This is a genomic window from Nonomuraea sp. NPDC003754 (assembly GCF_053605785.1).
Genome location: NZ_JBSGJX010000010.1, coordinates 124,008 through 149,825, shown reverse-complemented (window position 1 = coordinate 149,825; position 25,818 = coordinate 124,008). Strand labels below are relative to the sequence as shown.

General features: G+C 72.2%; 26 protein-coding genes. 19 read left to right on the top strand and 7 right to left on the bottom strand.

What is annotated here, in order from left to right:
• Nucleotides 1–38: 38 nt before the first annotated feature.
• Together ACWEVS_RS15465 and ACWEVS_RS15460 are read right to left on the bottom strand one after the other, a co-directional pair.
• The gene (locus tag ACWEVS_RS15465; RefSeq protein WP_449925667.1) at nucleotides 39–806 is read right to left on the bottom strand and encodes an ABC transporter permease; all 768 of its coding nucleotides are present in this window, start codon (nucleotides 804–806) and stop codon (nucleotides 39–41) included.
• Nucleotides 803–1,711: an ABC transporter ATP-binding protein gene (locus tag ACWEVS_RS15460; protein ID WP_449925665.1), complete on the bottom strand. Its 909-nt coding sequence runs from the start codon at nucleotides 1,709–1,711 to the stop codon at nucleotides 803–805. Before ACWEVS_RS15460 ends, ACWEVS_RS15465 begins: the two co-directional genes overlap by 4 nt.
• 149 nt (nucleotides 1,712–1,860) lie before the next feature.
• Between ACWEVS_RS15460 and ACWEVS_RS15455 the strand changes: the two genes are divergently transcribed.
• The 18 genes from ACWEVS_RS15455 to ACWEVS_RS15370 all read left to right on the top strand — a co-directional run bounded on the left by ACWEVS_RS15455 (nucleotide 1,861) and on the right by ACWEVS_RS15370 (nucleotide 19,356).
• A complete protein-coding gene (locus tag ACWEVS_RS15455; RefSeq protein ID WP_452551980.1) occupies nucleotides 1,861–2,637 on the top strand; it encodes a VOC family protein in 777 nt (258 codons plus the stop codon).
• 95 nt (nucleotides 2,638–2,732) lie between these two features.
• Nucleotides 2,733–3,992, top strand: coding sequence for a multidrug effflux MFS transporter (locus tag ACWEVS_RS15450; protein WP_449925656.1), 1,260 nt, complete (start codon nucleotides 2,733–2,735; stop codon nucleotides 3,990–3,992).
• Between the two features lie 71 nt (nucleotides 3,993–4,063).
• Nucleotides 4,064–4,756, top strand: coding sequence for a helix-turn-helix transcriptional regulator (locus tag ACWEVS_RS15445; RefSeq protein ID WP_354907091.1), 693 nt, complete (start codon nucleotides 4,064–4,066; stop codon nucleotides 4,754–4,756).
• Entirely contained in the window at nucleotides 4,753–6,165 is a 1,413-nt protein-coding gene (gene sufB, locus ACWEVS_RS15440; protein WP_449925652.1) for a Fe-S cluster assembly protein SufB, read from the top strand. Before ACWEVS_RS15445 ends, sufB begins: the two co-directional genes overlap by 4 nt.
• Nucleotides 6,165–7,289, top strand: coding sequence for a Fe-S cluster assembly protein SufD (gene sufD, locus ACWEVS_RS15435; RefSeq protein ID WP_452551978.1), 1,125 nt, complete (start codon nucleotides 6,165–6,167; stop codon nucleotides 7,287–7,289). Before sufB ends, sufD begins: the two co-directional genes overlap by 1 nt.
• Nucleotides 7,286–7,603: a non-heme iron oxygenase ferredoxin subunit gene (locus ACWEVS_RS15430; RefSeq protein WP_354907088.1), complete on the top strand. Its 318-nt coding sequence runs from the start codon at nucleotides 7,286–7,288 to the stop codon at nucleotides 7,601–7,603. The genes sufD and ACWEVS_RS15430 overlap by 4 nt, the downstream gene beginning before the upstream one ends.
• 2 nt (nucleotides 7,604–7,605) lie before the next feature.
• Nucleotides 7,606–8,352 (top strand): Fe-S cluster assembly ATPase SufC, encoded by a 747-nt coding sequence (gene sufC / locus ACWEVS_RS15425; RefSeq protein WP_449925644.1) that lies wholly within the window; start codon nucleotides 7,606–7,608, stop codon nucleotides 8,350–8,352.
• Nucleotides 8,353–8,419: 67 nt separating this feature from the next.
• A complete protein-coding gene (locus ACWEVS_RS15420) occupies nucleotides 8,420–9,673 on the top strand; it encodes a cysteine desulfurase (RefSeq protein WP_354907086.1) in 1,254 nt (417 codons plus the stop codon).
• 1 nt (nucleotide 9,674) lies between these two features.
• Nucleotides 9,675–10,109 carry a Fe-S cluster assembly sulfur transfer protein SufU gene (sufU, locus tag ACWEVS_RS15415; protein WP_183661900.1) on the top strand — a complete coding sequence of 145 codons (435 nt, stop codon included), beginning with the start codon at nucleotides 9,675–9,677 and terminating at the stop codon, nucleotides 10,107–10,109.
• 2 nt (nucleotides 10,110–10,111) lie between these two features.
• Nucleotides 10,112–10,474: a metal-sulfur cluster assembly factor gene (locus ACWEVS_RS15410; protein WP_354907085.1), complete on the top strand. Its 363-nt coding sequence runs from the start codon at nucleotides 10,112–10,114 to the stop codon at nucleotides 10,472–10,474.
• Between the two features lie 315 nt (nucleotides 10,475–10,789).
• On the top strand, nucleotides 10,790–12,853 hold the full coding sequence (locus tag ACWEVS_RS15405; protein ID WP_452551976.1) for a DEAD/DEAH box helicase: 2,064 nt from the start codon (nucleotides 10,790–10,792) through the stop codon (nucleotides 12,851–12,853).
• Nucleotides 12,854–13,273: 420 nt separating this feature from the next.
• The gene (gene manA, locus ACWEVS_RS15400; protein WP_452417854.1) at nucleotides 13,274–14,377 is read left to right on the top strand and encodes a mannose-6-phosphate isomerase, class I; all 1,104 of its coding nucleotides are present in this window, start codon (nucleotides 13,274–13,276) and stop codon (nucleotides 14,375–14,377) included.
• 47 nt (nucleotides 14,378–14,424) lie between these two features.
• Nucleotides 14,425–14,688 carry a phosphoribosyl-ATP diphosphatase gene (locus ACWEVS_RS15395; protein ID WP_358139153.1) on the top strand — a complete coding sequence of 88 codons (264 nt, stop codon included), beginning with the start codon at nucleotides 14,425–14,427 and terminating at the stop codon, nucleotides 14,686–14,688.
• Nucleotides 14,689–14,702: 14 nt separating this feature from the next.
• The gene (hisG, locus tag ACWEVS_RS15390) at nucleotides 14,703–15,548 is read left to right on the top strand and encodes an ATP phosphoribosyltransferase (RefSeq protein ID WP_449925632.1); all 846 of its coding nucleotides are present in this window, start codon (nucleotides 14,703–14,705) and stop codon (nucleotides 15,546–15,548) included.
• Nucleotides 15,549–16,023: 475 nt separating this feature from the next.
• Nucleotides 16,024–16,908: an ABC transporter ATP-binding protein gene (locus ACWEVS_RS15385; protein WP_449925630.1), complete on the top strand. Its 885-nt coding sequence runs from the start codon at nucleotides 16,024–16,026 to the stop codon at nucleotides 16,906–16,908.
• Between the two features lie 2 nt (nucleotides 16,909–16,910).
• Nucleotides 16,911–17,645, top strand: a complete 735-nt coding sequence (locus tag ACWEVS_RS15380) for an ABC transporter permease (protein WP_452417856.1) — start codon at nucleotides 16,911–16,913, stop codon at nucleotides 17,643–17,645.
• Nucleotides 17,612–18,757, top strand: a complete 1,146-nt coding sequence (locus ACWEVS_RS15375) for a sensor histidine kinase (RefSeq protein WP_452551973.1) — start codon at nucleotides 17,612–17,614, stop codon at nucleotides 18,755–18,757. Before ACWEVS_RS15380 ends, ACWEVS_RS15375 begins: the two co-directional genes overlap by 34 nt.
• The gene (locus ACWEVS_RS15370) at nucleotides 18,754–19,356 is read left to right on the top strand and encodes a response regulator (RefSeq protein WP_452551972.1); all 603 of its coding nucleotides are present in this window, start codon (nucleotides 18,754–18,756) and stop codon (nucleotides 19,354–19,356) included. The genes ACWEVS_RS15375 and ACWEVS_RS15370 overlap by 4 nt, the downstream gene beginning before the upstream one ends.
• Before the next feature lie 7 nt (nucleotides 19,357–19,363).
• On the opposite strand, the gene ACWEVS_RS15365 is transcribed toward ACWEVS_RS15370, so the two are convergent.
• Nucleotides 19,364–20,629 (bottom strand): aminotransferase class V-fold PLP-dependent enzyme, encoded by a 1,266-nt coding sequence (locus tag ACWEVS_RS15365; protein WP_452551970.1) that lies wholly within the window; start codon nucleotides 20,627–20,629, stop codon nucleotides 19,364–19,366.
• A gap of 31 nt (nucleotides 20,630–20,660) precedes the next feature.
• Between ACWEVS_RS15365 and ACWEVS_RS15360 the strand changes: the two genes are divergently transcribed.
• On the top strand, nucleotides 20,661–21,245 hold the full coding sequence (locus ACWEVS_RS15360; RefSeq protein ID WP_449925617.1) for a TetR/AcrR family transcriptional regulator: 585 nt from the start codon (nucleotides 20,661–20,663) through the stop codon (nucleotides 21,243–21,245).
• Between the two features lie 26 nt (nucleotides 21,246–21,271).
• Here ACWEVS_RS15360 and ACWEVS_RS15355 read toward each other — a convergent pair whose 3' ends face one another.
• From ACWEVS_RS15355 to ACWEVS_RS15340, 4 genes are all read right to left on the bottom strand, one after another.
• Complete coding sequence (locus ACWEVS_RS15355; protein WP_452551968.1) at nucleotides 21,272–22,333, bottom strand: EAL domain-containing protein; 1,062 nt, start codon at nucleotides 22,331–22,333, stop codon at nucleotides 21,272–21,274.
• A gap of 123 nt (nucleotides 22,334–22,456) precedes the next feature.
• Nucleotides 22,457–23,143, bottom strand: a complete 687-nt coding sequence (locus ACWEVS_RS15350) for a response regulator (protein WP_452417863.1) — start codon at nucleotides 23,141–23,143, stop codon at nucleotides 22,457–22,459.
• A 7-nt stretch (nucleotides 23,144–23,150) separates the two neighbouring features.
• Entirely contained in the window at nucleotides 23,151–24,278 is a 1,128-nt protein-coding gene (locus ACWEVS_RS15345; RefSeq protein WP_452551966.1) for a sensor histidine kinase, read from the bottom strand.
• Nucleotides 24,262–25,743 (bottom strand): nitrilase-related carbon-nitrogen hydrolase, encoded by a 1,482-nt coding sequence (locus ACWEVS_RS15340; protein WP_452551965.1) that lies wholly within the window; start codon nucleotides 25,741–25,743, stop codon nucleotides 24,262–24,264. The genes ACWEVS_RS15345 and ACWEVS_RS15340 overlap by 17 nt, the downstream gene beginning before the upstream one ends.
• Between the last annotated feature and the right edge of the window lie 75 nt (nucleotides 25,744–25,818).

Below are 25,818 nucleotides of genomic sequence, written 5' to 3'. Positions count from 1 at the left end.
CTACTGGGCGGGTCCGACATCCCCCGGCGGTGGGCGGCCTACTCCCAGCGGAACGTCCTGGAGGCCAGTCCCAGCGTGAGCGCGGCCCACGCCACCAGCACCGCCACCGCGCCGAGCGGCAGCGCCGCGCCCTCGGTCAGCACCGCGCGCAGGCCGCCGGTCAGCGCCGAGATCGGCAGCATGGCCAGCACCGGCTCGACGGCGTCGGGGAAGGCGGCCAGCGGGAACACCACGCCGCCGCAGCCCAGCAGCACCAGGTAGACCAGGTTGGCCGCGGCCAGCGTCGCCTCGGCGCGCAGCAGCCCGGCCATGAGCAGCCCGAGCCCGCTGAAGGCGGCCGTGCCGAGCAGCACCAGCAGCACGGCCGCGGCCAGCGAGCCGCGCGGCTGCCAGCCGAGCAGGAGCGCCACCACCACGATGGCCACGGCCTGCAGCAGCTCCACCGCGACGACGGCCGCGGTCTTGGCCAGCAACAGCCCGGCCCTCGACAGCGGGGTGGCGCCCAGGCGCTTCAGCACGCCGTAGCGGCGCTCGAAACCCGTCGCGATCGCCTGGCCGGTGAAGGCCGTCGACATGACCGCCAGCGCGAGCACGCCGGGGGCCAGGAAGCCGACGCGCGAGCCCCCGCCGACGTCCACCAGCGGCGCCAGCGAGAAGCCGACCAGCAGCAGCACCGGGATGATCAGCGTGAGCAGCAGCTGCTCGCCGTTGCGCAGGATGGCCTTGGCCTCGGCGCCCGCCTGCGCCAGCACCATCCGGTGGAAGGGCGCCGCCCCGGGCGCGGGGGTGAGGTCGAGGGCGGTCATCGCAGCTCCCTGCCGGTCAGCTCGAGGAAGACATCCTCCAGCGTCCTGCGCTCGATGGACAGATCGTCGGCCATGACGCCCTCGGCGGCGCACCAGGCCGTCACGGTGGCCAGCATCTCCGGCCCGACATACCCTTCGATGATGTAATGGCCGGCCGGCGACTCCTTGGCCGCCGATCCGGAGGGCAGCGCGCTCAGCAGCTCCTCGAGCCCGAGGCCAGGCCGGGCCCGGAAGCGCAGCTGCCGCTCGGCGCCGGTGAGCGAGGAGGGGGTGCCCTCGGCCACCACCCGGCCCCTGTCGATGATCACCACGTGATCGGCCAGCCGCTCGGCCTCGTCCATGTAGTGGGTGGTCAGCACGACCGCCACGCCCGCCGTCCGCAGGTCCGCGACCAGCTCCCAGCAGGCCCGCCTGGCCTGCGGGTCGAGGCCCGCCGTCGGCTCGTCGAGGAAGACCAGCTCGGGCCGGCCGATGACGGCACCGGCCAGCGAGAGCCGCTGCTGCTGCCCGCCCGACATCCTCCGGTACGGCGTGCGCGCGTGCTCGGCCAGGCCGAGCCGTACCAGAAGGGCCTGGGGGTCGAGGGGACGGGCGTGGAAGCGCGACATCAGCCGCAGCCACTCCCCGCAGCGCATCGCCGGCGGCACGCCCCCCGCCTGCGGCATCACGCCCACCCTGGCGCGCAGAGCGGGGTCGGCGGGCGCGCGGTCGAGCACCCGCACGGTGCCGCCGTCGGCGTCGCGGAACCCCTCGCAGATCTCGATGGTGGAGGTCTTGCCCGCGCCGTTGGGGCCGAGGATCGCGGTGACGGCGCCGCGCTCGGCGGCAAGGGTCAGCCCGTCGACGGCGGTGGTGCCGCCGTAGCGTTTCACCAGATCGACGACCTCGACGGCAGGGGAGCTCATGGCCACGAGTTTAGGGACCCCTACGCGCGGTCAGCGCGCCAGGCGGCGCCGGCGACACCCGTGGGCGACAAAAAGCTAAAAAGGCAGCCAACTCCAGGGATGTGAGGTTGGTCACGTGATTGTGTGGTGTACCGACAGGAGGTAGCGCGATGTCGGTTCGAAGTGGTTACGAGGCGGGCGTCCCGTGCTGGGTTGATCTGTCGACTCCTGACGTGCGGGCGTCGGTCCGCTTCTACGGCGAGATCTTCGGCTGGACGGCCGAGATGATCGACGACCCGGCCGCGGGGGGATACGGGCAGTTCGTCCGCGACGGCAAGCGGGTCGCGGGCGTCGGCCCCATCATGGCGGAGGGCATGCCGCCGGTCTGGAACACGTACGTGGCCACCGACGACGCGGCCGTCACCGCCGACCGGGTCAAGAACGCGGGCGGGACCGTGGTCGTCGAGCCCATGCGGATCTTCGAGGAAGGCTCGATGGCCGTCTTCCAGGCCACGGACGGCTCCTTCTTCTCGGTCTGGCAGGCCGGCAACCACAAGGGCGCCGAGCTGGTCAACGAGCCCGGCGCGTTCTGCTGGAACGAGCTGGTGACCAGGGATCCGCAGGCGGCCACGAGCTTCTACGGCACCGTCCTGCCCTGGACCCCCAGGACCCAGCAGATGGACGGCATGGCCTACACCGAATGGCTGGTCGGCGACAGGAGCGTCGCGGGCATGATGGAGATGCCGCCCCAGTACCCCGAGGGCACCCCCTCCCACTGGGGGATCTACTTCGCGGTCGCCGACCTCGACGCCACGGTCGCCACGGCCAGGTCGCTGGGCGCCACGGTCCTGGTCGAGTCGATGGACGCCCCGCCCGGCAGGTTCGGGATGCTCGTCGACCCGCAGGGCGCCGCGTTCTCGGTGATCCAGCTGAACCAAGCTGCGTGAAAATTAGGCCGAAATTTGGGAATTCGGCGTACCAGATCGTGGTTTGACCCCTCGGCCCTCGTGGGCCACGGCCTACGAGGGAGAGGGGTTTCACCATGTCCGTGGCAGCCGCCGCGCCGGACGTCGCCGGGGAGGCAGGGGGGACCGGGAGCGGCCGCCGCGGGCTGTTGCTGCTGATCCTGGGCGCGCTCTCGGCCATCGGTCCGCTCTCGATCGACATGTACCTGCCCGCGCTGCCCGCCATCACCGGGGAGATGCTCTCGGCGCCCGCGCAGGTCCAGCTCACGCTGACCGCGTGTCTCGTCGGCATCAGCCTCGGCCAGGTCCTGGCGGGCCCGCTGAGCGACGTCAGAGGACGCAGGTTCCCGCTCATCGTCGGCGTCGCCGGCTACGCGCTGGCCTCACTGCTGTGCGCCTTCGCGCCCTCCGTTCCCGCGCTCATCGCCACGCGGCTGGCCCAGGGCGTCATGGGCGGCGCCGCGCTGGTGATCGTCCGGGCGGTGGTCCGCGACCTGTACGAAGGCGCCGCCATCGCCCGCATCTTCGCCACACTCATGCTGGTCAGCGGTCTGGCGCCGATCCTGGCCCCCATCGCGGGCGCCCAGCTGCTGTCCTTCACCTCCTGGCGCGGCATCTTCGTCGCGCTCAGCGTGGCGGGCGTGGTGCTGCTGCTGGCCGTCCTGCCGGGCGTCAAGGAGACCCTCCCCGCCGACCAGAGGGAGCGCGGCGGGCTCGGGAACACCGTCGCCACCTTCTGGCGGCTGCTCGGCGACCGGTCGTTCATGGCCTGCTCGCTGGCCGCGGGGCTGGCCTTCGCCGGCATGTTCGCCTACATCTCCGGCTCGCCGTTCGTGCTGCAGGAGGTGTACGGCGCCTCGCCGCAGCAGTTCTCGCTCATCTTCGGGCTCAACGCCCTCGGCCTCACGGTCATGGCCCAGCTCGGCGGCAGGCTCTCGGGTCGCGTCTCGCCCGCCCGCCTGGTGCTGGCCGGCATGCTCGTCAGCCTCGTGGGCGCGGCGCTGCTGGTCACCGCCACGACCGCCGGCTCGCCCGGCACGGGCGCGGGCCTGGGCGGCGTGGTGGCCGCGCTGTTCGTCATGATGTGCGGCGCGGGTCTGGTCCTGCCGGGCACCGGCGCGCTGGCGCTGGCCGGGCAGCCCCCGCAGGTGGCCGGAAGCGCCTCGGCGTTGCTCGGCGTCCTGCAGTTCGCCTTCGGCGCGGTCGCCGCGCCTCTCGTGGGCCTGGCCGGCTCCGGTACGGCGGTGCCGATGGCCGTCGTCATGCTGGCGCTCGTCATCACCTCCTTCCTGGTCTTCGTGCTCCTCGGCCGGGGACGCGTCTTCGCAGTTAGGTAAGCCTTGCCTGCGTGAGAAATTGCATCCCCGTTCATTTGAGAACCGGGAAGGAATTACGGCACACTGATGTTGTGAAAAACGTGCCCCCTTCGATTGAGCCTGGACACGAGCGCAGCACCCGCGCCCGCGTGGCCCGGCTGATCCTGGAGCACGGTCCCGTCGCGGCCGCGGCTCTCGGCGAGCGGCTCGGGCTCACCCCCGCAGCCGTCCGCCGTCACCTCGACGCGCTGCTGGCCGACGGGATGATCGAGCCGCGCACGACCCGGCCCCGGGGTCAGCGCGGCCGTGGACGACCGGCCAAGCTGTTCGCCATCACCGATGCGGGGCGCAGTGCTTTCGAGCACGCCTATGACGATCTCGCGGGCAGCGCGCTGCGCTTCCTGGCCGAGCGCATGGGCGAGGAAGCGGTGACCGAGTTCGCCCGCTCGCAGGTCAAGGGCCTGTTGCAGCGGCTCGAGCCGGTCATGCGGACAGTGCCCGAAGACCAGCGCGTCCAGGTGCTGGCCGAGGCGCTGTCGGCGGACGGTTACGCCGCCTCGGCCAGCAAGGCCAAGTCCGGCGGCGACCAGCTCTGCCAGCATCACTGCCCGGTGGCACACGCGGCGGCGGAGTTCCCGCAGCTGTGCGAAGCCGAGACAGAGGCCTTCGGGCAACTGCTCGGCGTCCCCGTGCAACGCCTGGCCACCATCGCACACGGCGACGGGGTCTGTACCACCCACGTGAGCCCCGTTCGGATAAGAGAAAGCAAGGAGACCGGAAGGTGACTGTCACCGACCGCCCGGAGCTGGAAGGCCTCGGGAATTACAAGTTCGGCTGGTCCGACCCTGACGCCGCGGGAGCGGCGGCCAAGCGCGGCCTGTCCGAGGAGGTCGTCCGCAACATCTCCGCGCTCAAGAACGAGCCGGAGTGGATGCTCGACCTTCGCCTGAAGGGCCTCCGGCTGTTCGCCAAGAAGCCGCTGCCCACCTGGGGTTCCGACCTCTCGGGCATCGACTTCGACAACATCAAGTACTTCGTGCGCTCGACCGAGAAGCAGGCCGCTTCCTGGGACGAGCTGCCCGCCGACATCAAGAACACCTACGACAAGCTCGGCATCCCGGAGGCGGAGAAGCAGCGCCTCATCGCCGGTGTCGCCGCCCAGTACGAGTCCGAGGTCGTCTACCACAAGATCCGTGAGGACCTCGAGGAGAAGGGCGTCATCTTCGTCGACACCGACACGGGCCTGAAGGAGCACGAGGAGCTCTTCAAGGAGTACTTCGGCTCGGTCATCCCCGTGGGCGACAACAAGTTCGCCGCGCTCAACACCGCCGTGTGGTCCGGTGGCTCGTTCATCTACGTGCCGCCGAACGTCGAGGTCGAGATCCCGCTGCAGGCCTACTTCCGGATCAACACCGAGAACATGGGCCAGTTCGAGCGGACCCTGATCGTCGTGGACGAGAACAGCTACGTCCACTACGTCGAGGGCTGTACCGCGCCGATCTACTCCAGCGACTCGCTCCACTCGGCGGTCGTCGAGATCATCGTGAAGAAGAACGCCCGCTGCCGTTACACGACCATCCAGAACTGGTCGAACAACGTCTACAACCTGGTCACCAAGCGCGCCGTGGCCTACGAGGGCGCGACCATGGAGTGGATCGACGGCAACATCGGCTCCAAGGTCACGATGAAGTACCCGGCCGTCTACCTGATGGGCGAGCACGCCAAGGGCGAGACGCTGAGCGTCGCCTTCGCCGGCGAGGGCCAGCACCAGGACGCCGGGTCCAAGATGGTCCACCTGGCGCCCAACACCTCCTCCAGCGTCATCTCCAAGTCGGTGGCGCGCGGCGGCGGCCGCACCTCCTACCGCGGCCTGGTCCAGATCGAGGAGGGCGCCCACGGCTCGGCCTCGACCGTCAAGTGCGACGCGCTCCTGGTCGACCAGATCAGCCGGTCCGACACCTACCCCTACGTCGACGTCCGCGAGGACGACGTCTCGATGGGTCACGAGGCCACGGTCTCCAAGGTCAGCGAGGACCAGCTGTTCTACCTCATGAGCCGCGGGCTCGACGAGGACGAGGCGATGGCGATGATCGTGCGCGGCTTCGTCGAGCCGATCGCGCGCGAGCTGCCCATGGAGTACGCCCTCGAGCTGAACCGCCTGATCGAGCTGCAGATGGAAGGAGCCGTCGGCTGATGGGCCTGAACGAGAAGCCCCTGTCGACCCTGCACGAGAAGTCGTCCTACGACCTGGCCGACTTCCCGGTGCCGACCGGGCGCGAGGAGGCCTGGCGCTTCACGCCGATCTCGCGGCTGAAGGGCCTGCACAACGGCGCCGCCGAGGTGACCGGGCAGGTCGTCACCCAGGCCTACACGCCCGCCGGCGTCACCGTCGAGTGGGTCGGCCGTGACGACGCGCGGGTCGGCAAGGCCTACGCGCCCGTCGACAGGGTCAGCGCCCAGGCCTACACCTCCTTCGAGAAGGCGCTGGTCGTCACCGTGCCGCAGGAGGCCGTCCCCGGCGAGCCGATCCAGATCGAGGTCCGTGGCGGCGGCCTGGCGGGCGCGGCCTACGGCCACATCGTGGTCAAGGTCGAGCCGATGGCCGAGGCCGTGGTCGTCATCGACCACCAGGGCAGCGCGGTCTACGCCGACAACGTCGAGTTCGTCGTGGGCGACGGCGCCACCCTCAAGGTCATCAGCCTGCAGGACTGGGCCGACGACGCCGTCCACGTCTCCCACCACCACGCCCAGCTCGCCAAGGACGCGACCTTCCGCAGCTTCGTGGTCACCCTGGGCGGCGACCTCGTCCGGCTGTCGCCCAGCGTCGCCTACACCGCCCCCGGCGGCGACGCCGACCTGTCGGGTATCTACTTCGTCGACGCCGGCCAGCACCTGGAGCACCGCCTGCTGGTCGACCACTCGCAGCCCAACTGCAAGAGCAACGTCGACTACCGCGGCGCGCTGCAGGGCGAGGACGGGCACGCCGTCTGGATCGGCGACGTGATCATCAGGGTCGAGGCCGAGGGCACCGATACCTACGAGCTCAACCGCAACCTCATCCTCACCGACGGCGCGCGCGCCGACTCGGTGCCCAACCTCGAGATCCTCACCGGCGAGGTGGCCGGCGCGGGCCACGCCTCCGCCTCGGGCCGCCTGGACGACGAGCACATCTTCTACCTCCAGGCTCGCGGCATCCCCTACGACGAGGCCCGCCGCCTGGTCATCAGGGGCTTCCTCGGCCAGCTGGTGGAGAAGATCTCCGTGCCCGAGCTGCGCGAGCGCGTGTTCGCCAAGGTGGAGGCGGAGCTCGAGAAGTGACATTCCAGAAGGTCTGCAAGGTCAGCGACATCCCCGACGGCGGGGTCGTCGGCCTCGAGGTCGACGAGACCCCCGTGGCGCTGGTCCGCAAGGGCGAGGAGGTCTTCGCCCTGCACGACGTCTGCTCGCACGCGGAAGTCAGGCTCAGCGAGGGTGAGGTCTACGACGGGACCCTCGAGTGCTGGCTGCACGGCTCGTGCTTCGACGTGCGCTCGGGCAAGCCCACCGGCCCGCCCGCCACCAAGCCCGTGAACGTTTACCGAGTGAAGATCGACGGCGACGACGTCCTCGTCTCGCTCTCGAAGGAGTCATAACAGTGTCCACCCTTGAGATTCGTGACCTGCAGGTCTCCGTCGCCGACAAGGAGATCCTGCGCGGGGTCAACCTGACCGTGAAGGCCGGCGAGACCCACGCCATCATGGGTCCGAACGGCTCGGGCAAGTCCACCCTCGCCTACGCGATCGCCGGTCACCCCAAGTACACGATCACCGGCGGGCAGGTCCTGCTCGACGGCGTCGACCTGCTGGAGATGTCGGTCGACGAGCGCGCCCGCGCCGGTCTGTTCCTCGCCATGCAGTACCCGGTCGAGGTGCCGGGCGTCAGCGTCTCCAACTTCCTGCGCTCGGCCGTCACCGCCGTCCGCGGCGAGGCGCCGAAGCTGCGCGAGTTCAGCAAGGACCTCAAGACGGGCATGGACTCCCTGGCCATCGACCCGGCCTTCGCCACCCGCAACGTCAACGAGGGCTTCTCCGGCGGTGAGAAGAAGCGCCACGAGATCCTCCAGCTCGAGCTGCTCAAGCCGAAGATCGCCGTCCTCGACGAGACCGACTCCGGCCTCGACGTCGACGCCCTGCGCGTCGTCTCCGAGGGCATCAACCGCTTCCGGGCCTCGGGCGAGACCGGCGTCCTGCTGATCACCCACTACACCCGCATCCTGCGCTACGTGAAGCCTGACTTCGTGCACGTCTTCGCGGGCGGCAGGATCGTCGAGGAGGGTGGCCCTGAGCTGGCCGAGAAGCTCGAAGCCGAGGGCTACGAGCAGTACACCAAGGCCTCGGCCTGAGAAGTGGTGAGCGACCGATGGGCACGGAGCGAGCCCGGCGTAGTGAGCGGAGAGGGGTGAGCGACCGATGAACGGAGCATTCGACGTGGAGAGGGTCAGGAAAGACTTCCCTGTCCTGTCCCGCGAGCTGTCCGGCGGGCGCCCGCTCGTCTACCTCGACTCGGGCAACTCCTCGCAGAAGCCGGCGCAGGTCATCGAGACCATGCGTGAGCACTTCGCGATGCACTACAGCAACGTGGGGCGGGCTCACCACGCGCTCGGCACCGAGTCGACCGAGGCGTACGAGGCGGCGCGTGACAAGGTCGCCGCCTTCGTCAGGGCGCCGAGCCGTGACGAGATCGTGTTCACCAAGAACGCCTCCGAGGCGCTCAACCTGGTGGCCTACTCCTTCGGCAACCGCACCAACACCGACCCCCGTTTCACGCTCGGCCCCGGCGACGAGATCGTCATCTCGGAGATGGAGCACCACTCCAACATCGTGCCGTGGCAGATGCTGGTGCAGCGGACGGGCGCGACGCTCAAGTGGTTCGGCGTCACCGACGACGGCCGGCTCGACCTGGCCGACGACGTCATCACCGAGCGCACGAAGATCGTCTCCGTCGCCCACCAGTCGAACGTGCTCGGCACCGTCAACCCGGTCGCCGAGATCGCCCGCCGCGCCCACGCGGCCGGGGCGCTGCTGATGCTCGACGCCTCCCAGTCGGTGCCGCACCACCCGGTCGACCTGGCCGGGCTCGGGGCCGACTTCGTGGCCTTCACCGGCCACAAGATGCTCGGCCCTTCGGGGATCGGCGTGCTGTGGGGGCGCGCGGAGCTGCTCGAGGCCATGCCGCCGTTCCTCGGCGGCGGCGAGATGATCGAGGCGGTCTGGATGGACCGCTCGACCTACGCGCCCATCCCGCACAAGTTCGAGGCGGGCACGCCGCCGATCGTCGAGGCCATCGGGCTCGGCGCGGCGGTCGACTACCTCGAGGGCGTCGGCATGGCGGCCATCGAGGCGCACGAGCGGGAGCTGGCGGCCTACGCGCTGCAGGCCCTCGCCGAGGTGCCGACGCTGCGGATCATCGGTCCCGCCTCCACCGAGGGCAGGGGCGCGACGGTGTCGTTCACCCTCGACGGCATACATCCGCACGACGTGGGGCAGATCCTTGACGACCGGTTCGGCGTCGCCGTCCGGGTGGGGCACCACTGCGCGCGGCCGCTCCACCTGAGGTTCGGAATACCCGCGACCACGCGGGCGTCGTTCTACCTGTACAACACCACGAGCGAGATAGACGCCCTGGTCAGGGGTCTCCACCACGTGCAGAAGGTGTTCGCCTGAGATGATCGCCGAGTCGATGTACCAGGAGCTGATCCTGGAGCACTACAAGCACCCGCAGGGGCGGGGGCTGCGTGAGCCGTACGACGCCGAGGTCCACCACGTGAACCCGACCTGTGGCGACGAGATCACGCTCAGGGTCAAGCTCGGCGACGGCGGCAAGATCGAGGACGTCTCCTACGACGGGCAGGGCTGCTCCATCAGCCAGGCCGCGGCCTCGGTGCTCCACGAGCTGGCCACCGGCTCGACGGTCGAGGAGTCGCTGTCGGTGGTGGACGAGTTCACCCGGCTGATGCAGGGCAGGGGCCAGGTGGAGGCCGACGAGGACGTGCTCGGCGACGCGGTGGCCTTCGCGGGCGTGGCCAAGTTCCCCGCGCGTGTCAAGTGCGCGCTGCTGTCCTGGATGGCCTACAAGGACGCTGTTGTGAGGAGCGCATAGATATGAGCAAGCCGGTGGAGACGCCTACGTCGGCGTTCGACGGCGAGGCGACCGTCGAGGAGGTCATGGAGGCGCTCAGGGACGTCGTCGACCCCGAGCTCGGGATCAACGTCGTCGACCTGGGCCTGGTCTACGGCCTCAACCTCGACCCGGTCGAGGGCGGCCAGCCGGTGGCCACCATCGATATGACGCTGACCAGCGCGGCCTGCCCGCTGACCGACGTCATCGAGGACCAGGCTCACTCGGCCCTCGACGGCATGGTCTCCGACGTGAAGATCAACTGGGTGTGGCTGCCGCCATGGGGCCCCGACAAGATCACCGACGACGGGCGTGACCAGCTGCGTATGCTAGGATTCAACGTCTGATCTTTTTTGCTGCGACGGTCGGCGAATATCGGCGCCGGCCGTTTCAGCATGCCAGGGCTCCGGAAGGTCCGGCGTCCCGCGCGGGAATACCCCAATCCTCTCGCGTGTTAGGCAACACGTGCATCTGACGCACCACTGTGCGTGAACGCCGCCTGCGGCCGGCAGATGGGATGCGCGCAGACGGGCCGGACACAGCGGCCCCGTCCTTCCCAGGCGGGCGTGAGAGACGCCCGCGCACATGGCTCGTCCTTTCGCAGAAGTGACGCGGCCACTCTGACTGAAAGGCACGACTTCGTGACCATGCTCGACGCTGCCATGCCCGAAACCTCCACCGAGGAGCACGGCATTCCGGAGTTCGAACTGCTTGGCCTGCCCAAGCCGCTCGTGACCGGCCTGTCCCGGCAGGGCATCGACAGCCCGTTCCCCATCCAGCGCGCCACCATCCCCGACGTGCTGACCGGCGCTGACGTTCTCGGCCGCGGCCAGACCGGCTCCGGCAAGACCCTCGCCTTCGGCCTGCCCACGATGGCGCGCATCGCCGGCGTCAAGCCGGCCCCCAAGCGCCCGCGCGCGATGATCCTCGTCCCCACCCGCGAGCTGGCCCTGCAGGTGCACGACGCGCTCGAGCCCCTCGGCCGCGGCCTCGGCCTGCGCATGAAGGTCGTCGTCGGCGGCATGTCCATGGGCAAGCAGATCGAGGCGCTGCGCCGCGGCGTCGACGTCATCATCGCCACGCCCGGCCGCCTGGGCGACCTGATGCGCCAGGGCGAGTGCTCGCTGGACGCCGTCGAGGTCAGCGTGCTCGACGAGGCCGACCACATGTGTGACCTCGGCTTCTTCCCCGTCGTGTCGGACCTGCTCGCCCAGACCCCCGCCGACGGCCAGCGGCTTCTCTTCTCCGCCACCCTCGACGGCGACGTCGACAAGCTGGTGCAGCGCTTCCTCAAGGACCCGATCACCCACTCCATCGCGCCCGCGACCTCGCCGGTCGACACGATGGAGCACCACGTGATCCAGGTCAGCCGGGACGACAAGTTCGACGTCACCGCCGAGATCGCCAACCGCGAGGGCCGCACGATCATCTTCGTGCGCACCCAGCACGGCGTCGACCGGCTGTGCAAGCAGCTGGCCCGCGTCGGCGTCAAGGCCGGCGGCCTGCACGGCGGCAAGCGCCAGAACCAGCGCACCCGCATCCTGTCGGAGTTCAAGGAGGGTCAGGTCGACGTCCTGGTCTGCACCGACGTCGCGGCCCGCGGCATCCACGTCGACGGCATCAGCCTGGTGCTGCACGTCGACCCGCCGCAGGACCACAAGAGCTACCTGCACAGGGGCGGCCGCACGGCCCGCGCGGGGGAGAAGGGCACCGTGGTGACCCTGGTCCTGCCGAACGAGCGCCGCTCCACCGACGCGCTGACCCGCCGGGCGGGCATCCACCCGTTCCGGCTCAAGGCCGCGCCGGGCAACGACCGTGTCGCCGAGGTGACGGGCGCCCGCGCCCCCAGCGGCGAGTCCATCCCGGTGTGGGAGCCCGACGTGCGCAAGCCGCTGCGTCCGCGCCGCGAGGGCGCGGGACACGGCGGTGAGCGCCGTGGCCGCCGCCGCGACTTCGGCGACGACCGGCGCCCGCGCCGTACGGCCGACGGGTTCGGCGACGACCGCCGCCCCCGCCGCCACGACGACGAGGACCGCCGCCCCCAGCGTGACTTCGGTGGCGACCGCGGCTCCCGTGGCGACTTCGGCGGCGACCGCGGTTCGCGTGGCGACTTCGGTGGCGAGCGGCGCCCGCACCGCTCCTTCGACGGCGAGCGCCGGTCCCGCCAGCACGAGGGCGGCTCGACCGAGCCGCGCACGTTCGGCGAGGACAGGGCGCCCTACCGCGACCGGCGCCAGGGCGGCTACCGCTCCGACGACCGCGGCGACTTCCGCTCCGGCGAGCGCGGCGGCAACCGGTCGGACGACCGCGGGCCGCGCGGCGGGTTCCGCTCCGACGACCGTGGTGCCCGTGGCGGGTTCCGCTCCGGCGGCTTCGGCTCCGACGACCGCGCGCCCCGTTCCGGCGGCTTCGGCACCGACGACCGCGCGCCCCGTTCCGGCGGCTTCGGCACCGACGACCGCGCGCCCCGTTCCGGCGGCTACCGCGACGAAAGGGGCTCCCGCGGCGGTTTCCGCTCGGACGACCGCGGCCGTCCCTTCTCCGGCGACCGGGGTCCCCGCTCCGGCGGCTACCGCTCGGACGACCGCGGCGAGCACCGGGGCCGCCCGTTCTCGGCCGGACGTGACGACCGGGGCCCCCGCTCCGGCGGCTACCGTTCCGACGAGCGCGGCAACGGCGGCTACCGCTCCGACCGCGGCAACCCGGGCCGTCGCTTCGGCCGCTGACCCACCTTCCCGGCTGCCCGCCGTACCCGCCTGCTGGCGCGGTACGGCGGGCAGCGCCGTTTCACGCGGTCCCCTGTGACGTTCACCAGGTCCCCAAATGACGACGGAACCCCCGTCCAGAAGCACGACGCCACCTTCGTAGAGGAGCACCGCGGCACCCCGTCCAGAAGCACGACGCCACCTTCGTTGAGGGGCACGGCGGCAGTCTCGTCCGGAGGGCGGCGCGCTCGTTCGGGAGTACAGCGGCACCCTCGTCCGGAAGCACGGGGGAGGGCCGGTGGGACGCGCAGGAGTGCCCGCGGTGTCGTTCCGCGAGGTGGGCGACGTGCGCGAGTGGTGCCGTTTCCTGGGGTTCCGTCGCCGTTCACACGGGCGCGATAGTCTCGATCAGGCCGCATTCTGGGCATCATCGGAGATCTCGTGACTGAGCTGCTTTCCAACCCCGTCAAGCACTACGACTGGGGTTCCCGCACCGCCATCGCCACGCTGACGGGCCGGCCGTCGCCCTCGCCCGACCCCGAGGCGGAGATGTGGCTCGGCGCCCACCCGTCAGGGCCCTCCCTGCTCGTGGAGCGCGGCATCACCCTCGACCAGGCGATCGCCGCCGACCCACAGGCGGAGCTCGGCGCCGGGACGGTGGCCAGGTTCGGGGCGCGCCTGCCGTACCTGCTGAAGCTGATCGCGGTCGAGCGGGTGCTGTCGCTGCAGGTGCATCCCTCGGCCGAGCAGGCCGAGGCGGGCCACGCGCGCGGCGCCTACGTCGACGCCCACCCCAAGCCGGAGCTGGTCTGCGCGCTGACCCCGTTCAGCGGCCTGGCGGGCTTCCGGGCGCCGGGTGAGGCGGCGCGGCTGCTGGCCGAGCTCGAACTGCCGGAGCTCAGGCCGGTCGTCGGCCTGCTGGAGGCGGGCGACTCGGCGGGCGCGCTGCGGCTGCTGCTGGAGTGGCCGGAGCGCAAGGCGCTGGTCGAGGCCGTCGCGGCGGCGGCCGGGCGGCGTGGCCACGACCTCGTCACGCGCCTGGCCGAGCAGTATCCCGACGACCCCGCCGTGCTGGCGCCGCTGCTGATGAACCGGCACGACCTGATGCCGGGCGAGGCGCTGTTCCTTGGTGCGGGGGTGCTCCACTGCTACCTGAGCGGGTTCGGGGTGGAGATCATGGGCGGCTCGGACAACGTGCTGCGCGCGGGGCTGACCCCCAAGCCGATCGACGTCGACGAGCTGCTGCGCATCACCGACTTCGCCGCCCAGCCGCTGCGGGTCGAGCCGGTGGACGGGCTCTACACCGTGCCCGTCCCCGAGTTCGCGCTGGGCCGCGCGCAGGCGCCCGACGTCACGCTAGAGGGCGGTGTGCCGCGCGTGTTCGTCTGCGTCGAGGGCGAGGTCGCCGTCGACGGGCGGACGCTGCGGCCGGGCGAGTCCGCGTTCGTGCCGGGTTCGCAGGCCGCCGTCCAGGTGCGAGGCTCCGGCACCGTCTTCTGGGCGCAGCCGTCTCGGGAGGCGGACGCCCCCGCTACCGGTGTCTGAGGGCCGATAGGCTGGAAGACCACATCGACCGAGCACCGAGAGAGATCATGAAGACCTTCGATGAGCTGTTCGCCGAGCTGTCCGAGAAGGCGCGCACCCGGCCCGCGGGGTCGGGGACCGTGGCCGCGCTGGACGCCGGGGTCCATGCCATCGGCAAGAAGGTCGTCGAGGAGGCCGCCGAGAGCTGGATGGCCGCCGAGCACGAATCCGACGACCGTGCCGCCGAGGAGATCTCGCAGCTGCTCTACCACGTGCAGTGCCTCATGATCGCCCGCGGCATCGGGCTTGACCAGGTCTACAAGTACCTCTGAAAGGTTCGTCCACGATGCTACGGCTGGCCGTACCCAACAAGGGCGCCCTCAACGAGGCCGCCGCCACCATGCTGAAGGAAGCCGGATACCGCACCAGGAAGGACAGCAAGGAGCTGGTCGTCGTCGACGCCGACAACTCCTGCGAGCTGTTCTTCCTGCGTCCGCGCGACATCGCCGTCTACGTCGGCGAGGGCACGCTCGACGCCGGGATCACCGGTCGCGACATGCTGTTCGACTCGGGCGCGCCGGTGGAGGAGGTGCTGCCGCTGGGCTTCGGCGGCTCGACCTTCCGCCTGGCGGCGAAGTCGGGCACCATGGCGGCCGTGCAGGACCTCAACGGCCTGCGCATCGCCACCTCCTACGCGGGGTTGCTGGAGAAGTACCTGTCCGACAGCGGCGTCGACGCCCGCGTCATCAAGCTCGACGGCGCCGTCGAGACCGCCATCCGGCTGGGCGTCGCCGACGCCGTCGCCGACGTGGTCGAGACCGGCACCACGCTGCGCAACGTCGGCCTCGAGGTCTTCGGCGAGCCGATCATGCGCTCGGAGGCGGTGCTGATCAGGCGCGAGGGCTCGGCGGAGACGCAGGGCATGCAGCAGCTCGTGCGCCGGCTGCAGGGCGTCATCCACGCCCGCGACTACGTGATGATGGACTACGACATCCGCGCCGAGCAGATCGAGCAGGCCAGCGCGATCACGCCCGGCATGGAGGGGCCCACCATCTCGCCGCTGCACCGCGAGGGCTGGGTCGCCGTCCGCACGATGGTGCCGCGCAAGGGCCACCAGCAGGTGATGGACCAGCTCTGGCAGATCGGCGCGCGCGCCATCCTGGTCACCGACATCTACGCCTGCCGCATCTAGCGGAACAGGTCACGGATCAAGCGGGATCGGTCACGGGCCTGGCGGGATCGGTCACGGGCCTGGCGGGATCGGTCACGGATCTGGCGGGATCGGTCACGGCGCCGGTGACGGCCGGCTGACCGGCGACAGGCCGCCGCCGCGCGGATTCACGACGAAGCCGCGCGGCGGGATCCGGCGGCGCCGCCATCCGTCACGGGGAGGTCCGCGCTGAGCGCCGCCACCTCGGTCGCCGCCGACGTGTGCGGCCTGGCGGGCAAGGAAGGCCGCATCAGGCCAGGCCACGACGCCGATCTCCTGGTCGTCCGGGAGATCCGGCCCGTGACGTCACCGCGCTGAGGAGACCCGTGGCCGACGGCCGGGGGTGGCTCCGGAAAGCGGGCGAAGCGGCGGCGCCGGTGGCGTCTGACAAATGTCATGGCGAGCGCCGGACAGACGGCACTGCCCCCGCGCCGGAGCCGCCTCTAGCGTCGTCTCCATGAACGCCATCGAATTCCACCAGGTCAGCAAGGCGTACGGGGACGTCCGCGCCGTCGAGGAGCTGTCCCTCACCATCGGGCAGGGCACGACGGTCGCGCTGCTCGGCCCCAACGGGGCGGGCAAGTCGACCACCATCGGCATGCTGCTCGGCCTGCTGCGCCCCACCTCGGGCACGATCGGGATCTTAGGCCGGACCCCCGACGCGGCCGTGGCCGCGGGCGAGCTCGGCGCGATGCTCCAGGACGGCGCGCTCATCCCCGAGCTGACCGTCAGAGAGCTGGTCGACCTCGTCAGGCGGCTGTACCCCGACCCCATGGGGCTCGAGGAGACCCTCGAGCTCGCCGACCTCACCGACCTGGCGAAGCGGCGCGCGGACCGGCTGTCCGGCGGGCAGACGCAGCGCGTCAGGTTCGCCCTGGCCATCGCAGGGGCGCCCAGGGTCCTGCTGCTCGACGAGCCCACGGCGGCCATGGACGTGGAGTCGCGGCTGCGCTTCTGGGCCGGGATGCGCGACTACGCGGCCGGTGGCCGTACCGTGCTGTTCGCCACCCACTACCTGGAGGAGGCCGACGAGCACGCCGACCGGGTGGTCGTCGTGGCCAGGGGCAGGGTGGTGGCCGACGGGACCGCGGCCCAGATCAAGGCCGCCGTGGGCGGCCAGAGCGTGCGCTTCTCGATCGGCGCCCAGCCGGCGGCGGGCCTGGCGGCGCTGCCCGGCGTCACCGCCGTGGAGATCGCGTACGGCACGGCCACGCTGCGCACCACCGACGCCGACGCGACGGTGGCGGCGCTCTACCGGGGCACCACGCTCGACGTCCGCGACCTCCGGCTCGACGGTGCCGACCTCGAAGACGCCTTCCTGGCCCTCACCAAGGAGTCCTGAGCATGCTCCACTACGCCAGAACCGACATCGTCAGGATGCTGCGCAACCGGCGCTACATCATCTTCGTCGTCGCCTTCCCCGTGGTGATCTACCTGATCAACGCCGGCATCTACGGCGACCAGGTGGCGAGCGGCGGGGTCACTGCCAACGTCTACCTGATGGTCTCGATGGCCGCCTACGGCGCGATGGCCGCCGCCCTGGTCAGCACCGCGATGCCGTGGGCGCAGGAGCGGCAGTCGGGCTGGCTGCGCCAGCTGCAGATCACCCCGCTGCCCGGCTGGATGATCATCGTGACCAAGCTGGCCGCCGCCATGACCCTGGTCCTTCCCGCGCTCACCCTGGTGGCTCTCGCGGCGATCCTGGTCAGGCACGTGTCGCTGCCCCCCGGGCAGTGGATCCCGCTCGTGCTGTCGCTGTGGCTCGGCGCGGTTCCGTTCGTGGCGCTCGGCCTGACCATCGGCTCGCTGCTGCCGCCCGAGGTGGCCCAGCCCGCCTCCATGATCGGCATGTTCGCCTTCGCGATCCTCGGCGGCCTGTGGTTCCCCGCCGACGTCATGGGCGGCGCGATGCGGACCATCGCCCATCTCATGCCCTCCTACCACTACGCCGAGATGGGGTGGAGCATCACCGAGGGCCACGGCCTGCCTCTCGGGGACGCGCTGGTCGTGCTCGGCTGGGCGGTGGCCCTGGGTCTGGTGGCGACATGGTCGTACCGGAGGGCTACCGTACGGGGATGACCTCGGGCCAGTCGTTGATGACCTTCGGCGCCGGCGACGTCCCCTCCCGCGGCAGGCGCCTGGCGGGCATGTCGGTCGGGCTCGTCTACCTCTTCTTCCCCGCCTCGGAGATCGCGACCGGCGCGGTGACCGGCGCCAGGGCGGCGTGGGGCGGCGTGACCCTCGTCGTCTTCGCCGCCTCCTACATCGCCACCACGGTGGGTCCCCGCACCTTCGAGGAGCGCAGCCCCTGGACCTACCCGCTGCTCGCGCTCACCACCGTCGTCGCGGTCGCCGGAGCGGCCGTCTTCGGCGAGGGCTGGCTGACCCTGCCCGTCTACACGACCGTCCTGTACTCCTTCATCCTGTCCCCGCGTCCCGCCGCGGCGGGCATCGCGGGCATGCTGGCGGCCGTCGTCGGCTGCGGCCTGCTGTCCGGCAGCGACGCCGCCACCATCGTGATCCTCGGCCTGCAGGTCGTCACGCTCGGCATCCTGTTCATGGGCGTGCGCAGGACCCGGCTGCTGGCCCAGCGCCTGCGCACCGCGCAGGACGAGGTGGCCAGGCTGGCCGCGGCCGACGAGCGGCTGCGCATCGCCCGCGACCTGCACGACCTGCTCGGCCACAGCCTGTCGCTGATCGTGCTCAAGAGCGAGCTGGCGGGGCGTCTGGCCGAGGGCCGGGTCCAGGAGGAGGTGGGCGACATCGAGAAGGTGGCCAGGCAGGCGCTCACGGAGGTGCGCGAGGCCGTCACCGGGTACCGCCAGCGTGAGCTGTCGGAGGAGCTGGACAACGCGCGCGCCGTGCTGCGGGCCGCGGGGGCCGAGCCGGTGGTGCGCGTCACGGGCACCCCGCTGCCCGAGGCCCTGGACGGCCTGCTCGGGTGGGCGGCCCGCGAGGGCGTCACCAACGTCGTACGGCACGCGGACGCCACCCGCTGCCAGATCGACGTCACCTACGACGGGACGGCGGCCACGCTGGAGATCGTGGACAACGGGCGTGGCGGTCCGCCCGAGTCGACCGGCAGCGGCCTGGCCGGCCTGGCCGAACGGGTCAGGGCGGCGGGCGGCTCGATCGAGGCGGGCCCCCGCGAGGCGGGCGGCTTCCGGCTGTGGGTGGCGGTACCCGCATGATCAGGGTCGTGCTGGCGGAGGACCAGAGCATGGTCCGCGGCGCCCTGGCCTCGCTGCTCAACCTGGAGCCCGACATCGAGGTGGTGGGGGAGGCGGCCAACGGGCAGGAGGCCGTCGCCGTGGCGGCAGCCGTACGGCCCGACATCGCCCTGCTGGACATCGAGATGCCTGGCGGTGTGGATGGCATCACCGCGGGCGCGACCATCGCCGCCACCGGATGCAGGGTGATGATCCTGACCACCTTCGGCAGGCCGGGTTACCTGCGCAGGGCCATGGAGGCGGGCGCCGTGGCGTTCCTGGTGAAGGACAGCCCCGCGCGCGAGCTGGCGGCCGCCATCCGCCGGGTCCACGAGGGGGAGCGGGTCATCGACCCGGCTCTGGCCGCCGCCGCGCTCAGCGCGGGGCCCAACCCGCTGTCGCCCCGCGAACGCGACGTCCTGGCGGCGGCCGTCGACGGCGCCACGATCGGCGACATCGCCCGCCGCCTGCACCTGTCGGAGGGCACGGTGCGCAACTACCTGTCGTCGGCCATCGGCAAGACCCACGCCCGCAACCGCATGGAGGCCGTCCGGCGGGCCAGGGAGCAGGGGTGGCTGTGAGGCCGCGCTAGAGCGCGGCGACCGCCTTGACGGCCTGGTCGACCTGCTCGGGGCTGACCAGGATCGAGGTGCCGAAGCGCAGGTAGACCTGCTGGTAGGGGGTGGTGCTGGTCAGGATGCGCCGGGCGCGCAGGCGTTCCGTCGCCTGGAAGGGCGTCACGCCGTCGATCTCGCAGCACACCAGCCCCGCCGACAGCGCCGGATCCATCGGCGTGATGAGCCGCACCCGCCGGTCGGCGGCCAGGCCCTGCTTGAGGCGGGTGGCCAGCTCGATCGTCCGTTCGTGCACGCGCTGCTTGCCGATCGAGGTCTGGAAGGCGAAGGCCTCGGCCATCGCCCAGCGATGCTCGAAGGTCTGGTAGCCGCCGGGGGTGTTGACCAGACCGCCAGGCCCGGTGGGCGCGGTACGGCCGAACCAGGCCCTGAAACCCGGGCCGCTGAAGCTCGGGATGATGGGGGCGACGTGCTCCCAGGCCCTGCCGTACACGATGCCGGTGCCGCGCGGGCCGAACAGCCACTTGTGGGTGCCGGAGGCCAGGAAGTCGCAGCCGAGGTCGGCGACGGAGTCGGCCAGCGCGCCGAAGCCGTGGACGCCGTCGACGCACAGCAGCGCCCTGTCGGCCTCGTCGCGGTCGCGGTTGGCCTCGGCGAGCATGTCGGCGATGGCGCGGATCGGCAGCCTGACGCCGGTGCCGGAGTGGACCCAGGTGACCGCGACGATCCGGGTGCGCGGGGTGAGCCCCGCCTTCAGCGCCGCCACGATCCGCCCGGCGTCGGCCTTGGCCGGGTCGTCGTACAGCCGCACGCGCGTGACCCGGGCGCCGGTGCGCTCGGCCAGCATCCTGAGGTTCTCGTGCGTGGCGTAGAAGTCGTGCTCGGTGGTCAGCACGTGCTGGCCTGGGCGCAGGCGGAAGCCCGAGTAGATCACGCTCAGGCCCATCGTCGTGCTGTCGGTGAGCGCGACCTGGCCCGCCTCGGCGCCGAGGTAGCGCTCGGCGGCCGCCCGGACCGCGGCGTCGCGGTCATCGGCCTCCAGGTATCCGGCGGTGTCGCCGTCGAGCCCGTCGCGGTGGCGCTGGATCGCCGCGCGCACCACGGCCGGGTGGGCGGCCAGCACGTACGCGGCGAAGTTGGCCACCTTCGCGTCGAGGGCGAACTGCGCGCGCACCGAGGCCCAGTCGTCCGTCACCGGCCTCGGGCCCTCGGCGGGCGCGGTGCAGCCCGCCAGCGTCGCGCCCGCTCCGCCCACCAGCAACGTCCGCCTGTTCAGCACGACTTCCTTCCTAGCACGCTAACGTGCCGATGTGGGAAGACCAGCCAAGTTCGGCGCCGACCAGATCCTCGACACCGCCGCGGCGCTCGCCGCGGAGGGCGGCCACGAGGCCGTCACCGTCACCGCCGTCGCCGCGCGCCTGGGCGCGCCGAGCGGATCCATCTACCACCGCTACGGCTCGCGCGACCTGCTGCTGGCACACCTGTGGATCAGGGCCGTGCGGCGTTTCCAGGAGGGCTTCCTGCGCGCCGTGCGCAGGCCCGACCTGGCCGAGGCGGTGCGCGCCGCGGCCGCGCACGTGGTGCGCTGGTCGGCCGAGCACCCCGACGAGGCGCGGCTGCTGCTCGCGCACAACGTGGCCGAACTGCGCGAGCGCTGGCCGGCCGAGCTGGGGGCGCAGCTCGACGCGCTCAACACCGACGTCATGGCGGCGCTGCGCGAGCTGGCGGAGCGGGTGCCGGGCGCCGACGGGCTGGAGCGGGTCACGTTCGCGCTCGTCGACGTGCCCGTGGCTGCCGCGCGGCGGCACGTGCTCGAGGGGCGGGCCGTACCGGATGCGGCCGTACGGCTGGCCGAGGTGGCCGCCCTGGCCGTCATCCTGGAGAAGGATCTCTGAGACGAGCGCGGCCGGCCCCGCGCGGGTCACCGGTACGGCCCGCTGGCCACCCGCATGAGGTCGCTGACCCTGACGATCCCCATGCACCTGCCCACCTCGTCGGTCACCACCAGGTCGTCGTAGACGCGGGCGGTGTCGCGCCCCGCGACCTGCATCGCGGCGATGGCAGGGGTGGTCTTGGGAACGGTCCTGGGCGGGTCGGCCAGCCGCAGCGCCGGTTTCTTGGCGTGCAGGGCGTGGCCGTACCTCCCCGCGATCGACAGCAGGAACCTGCTGCGGTCCAGGCTGCCCTCGGGACGCTGGTACTCGTCCACCAGGATGACGCTGGTGATCGAGGGCTCGGTGCCGAACGCCTCCACCGCCTCCTCGGCCGTCGCCCCGGCGGGCAGCGACACGGCCGGCATCAGCAGCTCGTGCACGCGCGGTCCGAGCATCAGGTCGGCCTGCGACGGCTTGCGCACCGGTAGCGGCACCCGCACCCGGCCGTCCGGTCCCGGCCGCAGCAGCGGTCCCTCCGCCAGCCGGGTGCCCCACGAGCGCACGGCCGCCAGCTGTGCCTCCTGCGCGATGGCGGGGGCCAGCACGTGCGCGCCGATGCCGCGCGCCAGCGTCGCCAGCGCCTCGCCCGCCGCCGACCTCCTGGGATCCTGCGGAACGCGGGCGACCAGCTCGGGGGCGAGCACGATGAGGTACGGCGCGGCCTCGATGATCAGCTCCATCGGGAGGCTGCCGACGCCCAGGCCGCCGAAGGCGACCAGGTAGCCGATCGCCCGCAGGCCGTCCAGCCCGACGAGCAGCGCCTTCCTGTCCGCGTCCACGCACGGGCCGTGCACCTGGAGGATCACCTCCCTCGGCCGCCTGCCGGACCTCCTGAGGGCCTCGTGCAGCGGCGAGAGCGCGGCCGAGCCGCCGATGACCATGTGGGTGGGAAGATCGAGGATGACGGGAAGGGTTCCTGCGCCGATCTCGGCGGCGTCAGGGGACACGTGCAACGCGATGACACCGCCGGTCTCGAGGTCGACCACAGGGGAGATCGCGGCGGAAGCTTCCTGGTCGTACTGGGGAAGCAGGGGAGTCTGGGGAGACACGTCCAAATTCTGGGGCCGCTCCTGGCAGCCCAGAAGCCCGGTGCGGGGAAATTCACCGACATTTCGCTCCCGGTTCCTGGGACGCCACACCGGGTCTCCAGCCCGGCGCGGCCCTGGGCCCGTCTAGAGCGGCCACCCGCCGCCGTCGGCAGGGGCGCCGGGGACGACCAGCCCCGACTCGTAGGCGAACACCACGGCCTGGGCCCGGTCGCGCAGCCCCAGCTTGGTGAGGATCCGGCTGACGTGCGTCTTGGCGGTGTTCTCGCTGACGACGAGCTCGGCGGCCAGCTCCACGTTGGACAGCCCCCGCGCCAGCAGTCTCAGCGTCTGGCTCTCGCGGTCGGTCAGCCGCTCCAGCCTGGCCGCCAGCCGCGGGGCGACGCCGTGCCCAGGGCGGCGGACCAGGCTCTCCACCAGCCGTCGGGTCACGGAGGGCGCCAGCAGCGCCTCGCCGGCGGCCACGACCCTGACCGCCTCGGCCAGCTCCTGGCGGCGGATGTCCTTCAGCAGGAATCCGCTCGCCCCGGCCCGCAGCGCGTCGTAGACGTAGTCGTCCAGGTCGAACATGGTCAGCACGAGGACCTTGGCGCTCGTGGCGGCGCAGATGCGCGCGGTGGCCTCCAGGCCGTCCATGCCGGGCATCCGCACGTCCATGAGCACCACGTCGGGCCGCAGCCGTTCGGCCGCCGCGACGGCGGCGGCGCCGTCGGCGGCCTCGCCGACCACGGTGATGTCGGGGTGGACGCCCAGGATCATGGCGAAGCCGGCGCGGAACAGATCCTGGTCGTCGGCGATGAGGACGCTGATCACGCGACTCCTAGGGGAGGGGAAGCTCGGCGTGGACGACGAACCCGGTACCGCCGGGCGCGGTTCCCGCCCGCAGCGTGCCGCCGCAGGCGGCGACCCGCTCCCGCATCCCTGCCAGGCCGTGGCCGCCGGGCCCGCCGGGGCCCGCGCCCGCGCCGTCGTCGGTGACGGTGACGGTCAGCAGGTCGTCCGCGCAGGTCACCGCCACGTGGGCATGGCGGGCTCGGGCGTGCCTGATGACGTTGGTCAGCGCCTCCTGGACGATCCGGTAGGCGGCGACGGCCGTCTCGCGGGGCACCGGGTGAGGACCGGCGCCGGTCTCCAGCGTCACCTCGAGGCCCGCCCGGCGGGTCCTGTCGATCAGGCCGGGAAGGGTGTCGAGGCCGGGGGGCGGGTGTCCCGGCGGGTCGGCGTCGTGGCGGTCGTCGCGGCGCAGCGTGTCGAGCAGGCCGCGCAGCTGGACCAGCGCGGTCCTGCCGGTGTCGGCGACCGCGTCGAGCGCCGCCTGCGCCTGCCGCGGGTCCGAGCCGAGGACGGCTGAGCCCGCCTCGGCCTGCACGACCATGAGCCCGACCGAGTGGGTGACGACGTCGTGCACGTCGCGGGCGATGCGGGTGCGCTCCAGCGCGGCCGCGGCGGCGCGCTCCAGCTTCACCCTCCTGCCGCGCTCGGCCCGCTCGGCCAGCCGCGCGGCCCGCGCCCGCGCCCCGGCGCCGAGCGCCCAGGCGGCCACGAACGCGGTGCCGACCATCCGGTAGACCTCGCTCTCCTCGTGCGGTACGGCCAGCGACACGTAGACGGCGATCCCGACGACGGGCGCGGCGAGCAGCCGTACGGTGGTGCCGCTCAGCTCGGCGACGGTGTAGACGCCCAGCAGCGGCCCCCACGGCAGGAACGGCTTCTCCCACAGCACCATCGCGGTCATGGCCAGTCCGGAGACGACGGAGACCGGCACGGGGGCGCGTCGCCGCCATAGCAGCGGCACGCCGGAGGCCACCGCGGACAGGACCACCCACCACGGCGCGGGCGTGGGCGTGGGCAGGAGCGTGGGCGCCACGGTCGCGACGGTGACCGCCCCTGCCAGCACGGCGTCGACCAGCCCGGCGGGCGGTGTGGGCAGGCTACGGGCGAACCGCATGAGCCCGCTTCGCGGAACGGTCGGAGCCGAGCCGGCCGCGCGCACCATCGCCATCCCTTCCGTTCCCTGCGGCCCGCAGCCCGACGAGCAGGGTCGGGGGCAGCAGCAGGAGGCCGGCCCAGCCTAGCCAATCGCCGAGCACGCTGTACGGCGTGGCCGCCACGGGCGCGGGCAGCGTGAAGACGGCGGAGGCGAAGCCCGGCCCGGTGCGGGCCTCGGCGAGCACCCGCCCGTAGGCGTCGCTGGCCAGCAGGATGCCCGCCCTGGGCGCGCGCACGACGGTCATGCCGTTCTCCACCCCGCGCACCAGCGCCATCCTGCTGTGGATCCACGCGTCGCCGGGGAAGTCCCACGCGGGGGCGAAGACGGCGGTCGCGCCGCGCCGCCGGTAGTCGCGCACGAGCGCGGTGAAGTCGAGGTCCTTGCAGATGGCGATGGCCCACCGGCCGCCTGATCCCGGGAGGAAGGCCACCGCGTCCGCGGGTCCCGGCTCGTACGCCGACTCGATGCCGGGGATGAGATGTCGCTTGTCGTAGCGGACCGGGGCGGCCTTGCCGGAGAAGGCGAGCGCGCTGTTGCCGCGTACGTCGCCGTCGGCGAGGGTGAGGCCGACCAGGATGGTGGCGTGGCGCTCGGCGGCCAGCGCGCCCAGCGGCCGGGCGAGCGCCGGCAGGGTGGCGGCGTCGGCGGCGAAGGTGTTCTCGGGCAGGACGACGACGTCGGCGCGCAGCTTGCGCAGCGCGCCGACGTAGCGCGCGACCAGCGTCCTGCCCTGCGGGGTGCCGACGGGGACGGTGTCGTTCGGCTCGTCGGTGGCCAGCAGCGCCACCCGCGTCGTACCGCCGGCCGCGCCGGGCGCGGCGGCCAGCCGTGCGGCGCCGTAGCCGGTCACGAGTGCCACGACGACCGCCGCTCCGGCGGCCCGCAGCAGCCCGCCCGCCGTCCACGGCAGGCCGGCCAGGACGGCCTGGACGCCCAGCAGCAGGAAGGTGACGCCCCACGGGCCGGTCAGCGACACCAGCTGGAGCACCGGCAGGACGTCGGCCTGCGAGTAGACCATGCTCCACCAGGCGCCGTGCGGCAGCGTGAGCGACACGGCGAACTCCGCCGCCACCCAGGACGAGCCGAACGCCAGCGCGGCGACGAGCGGCCTGCCGCGCCGTGCGATCGCCCCGAAGGCGAGCACCGCCAGACCGAACAGCAGCGAGGTCCCGGCGATCAGCGCCGCCCCGAGCGCGGGCGGCAGCTCGAGCACATCGAGGTAGTAGCCCCACATCGGCGTCTGGCCGCCGAGCCAGGCGGCCGTGCCCGCGGCCGTGCGGGTCCATGGGCCCGATCTGACGGCCACGGCCAGCACGGGAAGGGCCGCGATCCACGCGCACCACCACACGGGCGTGAGCCCCGTCCCGAACGCGAGCAGGACGGCCGACAGCGCGGTGAGCATCAGGAGAAGAAGACGATTCATGCCCGCCATGGTCGGCCGGGGACCGCGCCCGGCGCGTCGCGCGGGCGGATGATCCCCGCCCTCATCCGCACGGGT